Source organism: uncultured Campylobacter sp. (genome assembly GCF_938018035.1).
Lineage (GTDB): Bacteria > Campylobacterota > Campylobacteria > Campylobacterales > Campylobacteraceae > Campylobacter_B.
The window spans coordinates 1-4803 of the sequence record NZ_CALIJF010000405.1 but is presented as its reverse complement, the minus strand read 5'-3'; the positions used below and the strand labels follow the sequence as shown (position 1 = coordinate 4803).

The following is a 4803-nucleotide window of genomic DNA, read 5'->3' as shown; positions in this document are numbered from 1 at the left end:
TTTGGCGCGCACCGCGTAGGCGTGGTGTTTGCGACCACCAATACCGGCGTGCAGGAAAACTATGCGGAATTTTTCGCTTGCGGTAAAGACGCGGGAAATTTTATCTCGCAAGATGGCGAAAACTCCGCGCCGTGCAGTGAAATTTCTACTCCAAACAGCGAGAATTTCACCAAAATTTCAAAAGACGCAAACGATAAATTTCAAAACTTCTGCTTCGAGCGCAACTCCCACGCAAACCCCGCAAATTTTATCCGCGAACGCTTTGGGCTAAAATCCGTCGCGATCGGAGTTTCGAGTGCGTGCACCAGCGGAAACAAAGCTCTAATCGAAGCTTCGCGCCTCATCTGCGCAGGACTTTGCGACGCGGTCGTTTTCGGCGGCGCCGACGCATTAGACGAGCTCACGCTGCAGGGCTTTAGCGCGCTTGAAATTTTAAGCGAGCAGCCGCTAAAGCCGTTTTCAGAGGCGCGGACGGGCACAAATATAGGCGAGGGAGCCTGCGCATTCGTGCTTTCGCGCGAGCGCATAAGCGACGTTGCGCTTTTGGCTCACGCCGCAAACTCCGACGCCTACCACATCACCAAGCCCGATCCCGGCGCGCGCATGCAGATCACGGCAATCAAAACCGCGCTAAAATCAGCGCGACTGCAAAGCGTGGACTACGTAAATCTGCACGGCACCGGCACTGCGGCCAACGATGCGATGGAGGCCTTAGCTATGAGCACCGCCCTACCCTTAGCGCCCGCAAGCTCGTCCAAATGGGCGATCGGACACACTCTTGGCGCTGCGGGAGCGATCGAGCTTGCCGTGTGCTACGAGGCGATCAGACAGGGCGTGATCCCGCCGAATTTTGCGAACGATAAAATTTGGCTCGGCTCTGAGGCTGAAATTTTTCGCGGCGCGCGGGCGCGAAACCATAAAATTTTAAACAGCGCAGACGATCAAATTTTATGCAGCTTGGGCGATAAAATTTTGCAAAACGCGCAGAGTGAAATTTCAAAAAGCAGCGCGGATAAAATTTTGGCTGCGTCTAAAGCTGTGCAAGGCTCGGACGATAAAATTTTAGATGATAAAATTTTAAAAAACGCTGCGGATCAAGCTTCGCAAACGAGCGAAATTCCGGCTGCGCTGTCTAAATTTAATCTCGCATGCGAAGCAAAAAGAGCGCGCGTAGATACCGCGATGAATCTAAACTTTGCTTTTGGCGGCGACAACGCCGTAACCATAATAGGACGAGTATGAGAGCCTCTAGTATCCTACCGCAGAGCGGATATATGGTCTTCGCAGATGAAATTTTAGAGATTAGCGACGGATATGCGAGCTGTGCATTTAGCGTTAAAGAGGACTCGCCGTTTACCGAAAACGGCAAGCTCGGCAGCTACGCGTATATGGAGATCATGGCGCAGTGCATAGGCGCCTATTCGGGTCACCGAAACGGCGGCGAGGCAAGGCTCGGGTTTTTGCTGGGCGTGCGAAACCTCGATATTTCGCGCGCGAGCCTAAAGGTGGACGAGCGCGTAATCACGACGGCGAGGCAGAGCGTAAGCGACGGCGAGGGACTATATATCTTCGACTGCGAGATCCGCTGCGGCGACGAACATATCGCAAGCGCCACGCTTAGCGTGATGAACCCAAACGATGAAATGCTAAAGAGTATAAATGGCTAAGAGAATTTTAATTACCGGAGCAAGCGGCGGTATCGGCGAGGCGTGCGCGTTAAATTTAGCGCAAAAGGGCTACGACTTGGCGCTAAACGGGCGCAACGAAGCAAAGCTAAAAGACGTAGCGAAGCGCTGCTTGGACGCGGGCGCGGCGGAAGTTCAAATTTTAAAATTTGACATCACAGATACCGCTGCGGCGCAGGAACATATCGAAGCAGATATAGAGGCAAACGGCGCATACTGGGGCATCGTGCTAAACGCTGGCATTACGCGAGACAACTCTTTCGTATGGTTCGAGCGCGAGGATTGGCAAAGCGTGATAGATACGAATTTAGGCGGGTTTTACAATGTCCTAAAGCCCGCGCTAATGCCGATGATCCGCGCCAAAAAGGGCGGGCGTATCGTAGTGATGAGCTCGGTTAGCGGAATTGCCGGCAACCGCGGCCAGAGCAACTACGCCGCTAGCAAAGGAGGTCTAATCGCTGCGGCAAAATCCCTGGCGATAGAGCTTGCAAGCCGCAAGATCACGGTAAACGTCGTGGCTCCCGGGCTCATCAAAACAGCGATGAGCGAAGGTATAAACGAAGTCGCTAGCGAGCAAATTTTAAGCGCGATTCCGCTAGGGCGCATCGGCGAGCCGAGCGAGGTAGCGCATTTGGTGGAGTTTTTACTAAGCGAAAATTCCGCATATATCACAAAAGAGGTTATTAAAATAGACGGTGGATTATGTTAAATAGAGTAGTTATTACGGGTTTTGGCAACGTCTGTGCATTCGGACGGGACTGGGCGAGCATAAAGCAAAATTTGGCGCAGCAAAAAAGCGCCGTAGTTTATATGAGCGAATGGGATATTTTCGGCGAGGAGCTAAATACGAGGCTGGGCGCGCCGATACAGAACTACGCGCCGCCTGCGCACTGGAGCCGCAAAGATACCCGCTCGATGGGTAAGGTAGCAATGCTTGGCGTCGATGCCGCAGGCGAAGCTCTGGCTGATGCGGGGCTTTTAGAAGATGAGCGCATAAAAGACGGTCGTATGGGCGTCGCAGCGGGTAGCTGTAGCGGCGATGCAAAGGCTACTGGCGAGGTCATAGATATTTTGCATGGCAAGGATAGCACCTTCAACGCCAACTCCTACGTCAAGATGATGCCTCACACCGTCGCTGCAAATATCGCGATCTACTACGGACTAAAAGGTAGGCTCATCCCCACGAGCTCTGCGTGCACGAGCGCGTCTCAAGCGATCGGCTACTCCTACGAAGCGATAAAATTTGGCCTTGCGGATATGATGCTAGCAGGCGGCGCGGATGAACTACACCCAAGCCAGGCATTCGTATTTGATAAGCTCTACGCGACAAGCTGCAAAAACGACACCCCTACCCTCAGCCCCGCGCCGTTTGATATAGCGCGCGATGGACTGGTTTTGGGCGAAGGCGGCGCTATGTTCGTGCTAGAAAGCCTCGAAAGCGCACTTGCGCGCGGCGCTAAAATTTACGCCGAAATAGTGGGCTTCGGCACGACCTGTGACGGCACGCATATCACCCGTCCACAGAGTGAGACTATGCGCGCGGCGATGCAGTTGGCGCTCAAAGACGCCGCCATCTCGCCGGATCTCATCGGGCACGTAAACGCCCACGCTACGGCGACTAGACAAGGCGACGTCGCAGAATCTATAGCGACTCATGAAATTTTCGGCTCGCAGACGCCCGTGAGCTCTTACAAGGGCTATTTAGGTCATACTTTAGGCGCGTGCGGAGCGCTGGAAAGCTTCATCTCGGTGATGATGATGGACGAGGGGCTATTCTATCCGAATCTAAATTTACGAGCTATCGATCCGCAGTGTGCGCCGCTTAGATATCTCACACAGCCGCAGGAGATAGAGACGGATTACGTTATGAATAATAACTTCGCTTTCGGCGGCGTGAACACCTCTTTGATTTTTAAAAAATTTATCGACTAAAGGAGAGAAAATGAAAAAATTTCTATTTTTCGTAGTTGCGACGCTTTTTGTCGCTAATTCGGCTTATGCCAAAAACGATATCGTGCGCTTCCCGATCGCAGCGGCACTCGCAGAGCCAGACGCCAAAGCTAAGCTTGATCCGAGCATAAAATTCTACTTCGGTAACAAATCCGCAGGCAGAAAGATCACGCAGCAGCTAAGCTCGAACAAAAAAACAAACAGCGTCAACAAGACCGATCAAGCCGCATGCAACCGTGCGTTTTTATCGGCGCTGCTTAGCTTTCAAGACCGAGCCAAAAAAGAGGGCGGCAACAAGGTCGTAAACATCACGAGCTACTATTACAAAAACGTTTTCGTGAGCGACAAGGAGTTTGAATGCGGCGTAGGCTCGATAATGAACGGCGTCACGCTAAGAGGCTATATTGCGAAATAAACTAAGCTTCGGCGTAGCGTACGCAAGCGCGATAATTTCGGGCGAGCCGGCGGAGCTTTATAAAAAACTCGCCGCTTGCTTGGATGGAATTTCCGAAGTAAATTTAGGCGGAGATTCCGATCTCGCTTGCGATGCAAGTCAAAATTTTACGTATGATTTCGCGTTAAATTCTACGCAAGATTTTACAGATATTTCGGAATGCGAGCAAAATTTCATCAATTCCGCAAATTTTACGGCTTGCGAGAATAACGAAAAAGCGGGGCGCGACCTTGCTACAGAAGGTTTTGATGAAAAATCTACCGAGCGTGGCTCGGAGCAGAGATTAAAACAAGAAGCGGTTGCAGCCAAATTTAACTCCTCGTGCGCTTTTGATTGCAACTCCGAAGAGGCGGCGGAGCTTTATAAAAATTTCGCCGCGCGTGAGGGCGAGGCTTTACAAAATAGCCCCGTAGAAAATTTAAAAATTTCTACTCACGCCCGCTTAAAAGAGGAAATTTTAGCGCTCGAAGCTTTAAAGAAAAAGCCAGCTCTTGCGCACATCCCGCCGTTACAGCGCCGTCGCTTGGGGCTTGGGGCGAAACTTTGCATCTCGCTTTTAGGCGAAATTTCGCAAAATACGCCGCATAGTTTAGCCGAGGAGGATTCCTTAAATCCTGCGTCGCAAGATTTAGACGCGAGCAAAATCCGCACCGCCGCGCAAAACCCATCGCCGCAGGATTTTTCAAATGAAAATTCTTTAAATTCGACGCCGCA

Annotated in this window: 6 protein-coding genes; all 6 read left to right on the top strand. The window is 51.5% G+C overall.

Annotation, left to right across the window (positions count from 1 at the left end; all coding sequences use genetic code 11):
- Positions 1–1242: beta-ketoacyl synthase N-terminal-like domain-containing protein (locus Q0257_RS12470; RefSeq protein ID WP_298025260.1), on the top strand; the 1242-nt coding region annotated here is incomplete at its 5' end.
- The gene (locus tag Q0257_RS12465) at positions 1239–1667 is read left to right on the top strand and encodes a hypothetical protein (RefSeq protein WP_298025257.1); all 429 of its coding nucleotides are present in this window, start codon (positions 1239–1241) and stop codon (positions 1665–1667) included. The genes Q0257_RS12470 and Q0257_RS12465, both read left to right, overlap by 4 nt.
- Positions 1660–2394: a 3-oxoacyl-ACP reductase FabG gene (fabG, locus tag Q0257_RS12460; protein WP_298025254.1), complete on the top strand. Its 735-nt coding sequence runs from the start codon at positions 1660–1662 to the stop codon at positions 2392–2394. The genes Q0257_RS12465 and fabG overlap by 8 nt, the downstream gene beginning before the upstream one ends.
- On the top strand, positions 2388–3617 hold the full coding sequence (locus Q0257_RS12455) for a beta-ketoacyl-ACP synthase (protein ID WP_298025251.1): 1230 nt from the start codon (positions 2388–2390) through the stop codon (positions 3615–3617). Before fabG ends, Q0257_RS12455 begins: the two co-directional genes overlap by 7 nt.
- A 10-nt stretch (positions 3618–3627) precedes the next feature.
- Positions 3628–4050, top strand: a complete 423-nt coding sequence (locus Q0257_RS12450; RefSeq protein ID WP_298025250.1) for an excinuclease ABC subunit A — start codon at positions 3628–3630, stop codon at positions 4048–4050.
- Positions 4040–4803 (top strand): hypothetical protein (locus tag Q0257_RS12445; RefSeq protein WP_298025248.1); only part of this gene is annotated, 764 nt, incomplete at its 3' end. The genes Q0257_RS12450 and Q0257_RS12445, both read left to right, overlap by 11 nt.

Excerpts from the sequence above, each read along its gene's own strand:
- Q0257_RS12465 (WP_298025257.1), top strand. The coding sequence starts at position 1,239 with ATGAGAGCCTCTAGTATCCTACCGCAGAGCGGATATATGGTCTTCGCA.
- fabG (WP_298025254.1), top strand. The coding sequence starts at position 1,660 with ATGGCTAAGAGAATTTTAATTACCGGAGCAAGCGGCGGTATCGGCGAG.
- Q0257_RS12455 (WP_298025251.1), top strand. The coding sequence starts at position 2,388 with ATGTTAAATAGAGTAGTTATTACGGGTTTTGGCAACGTCTGTGCATTC.
- Q0257_RS12450 (WP_298025250.1), top strand. The coding sequence starts at position 3,628 with ATGAAAAAATTTCTATTTTTCGTAGTTGCGACGCTTTTTGTCGCTAAT.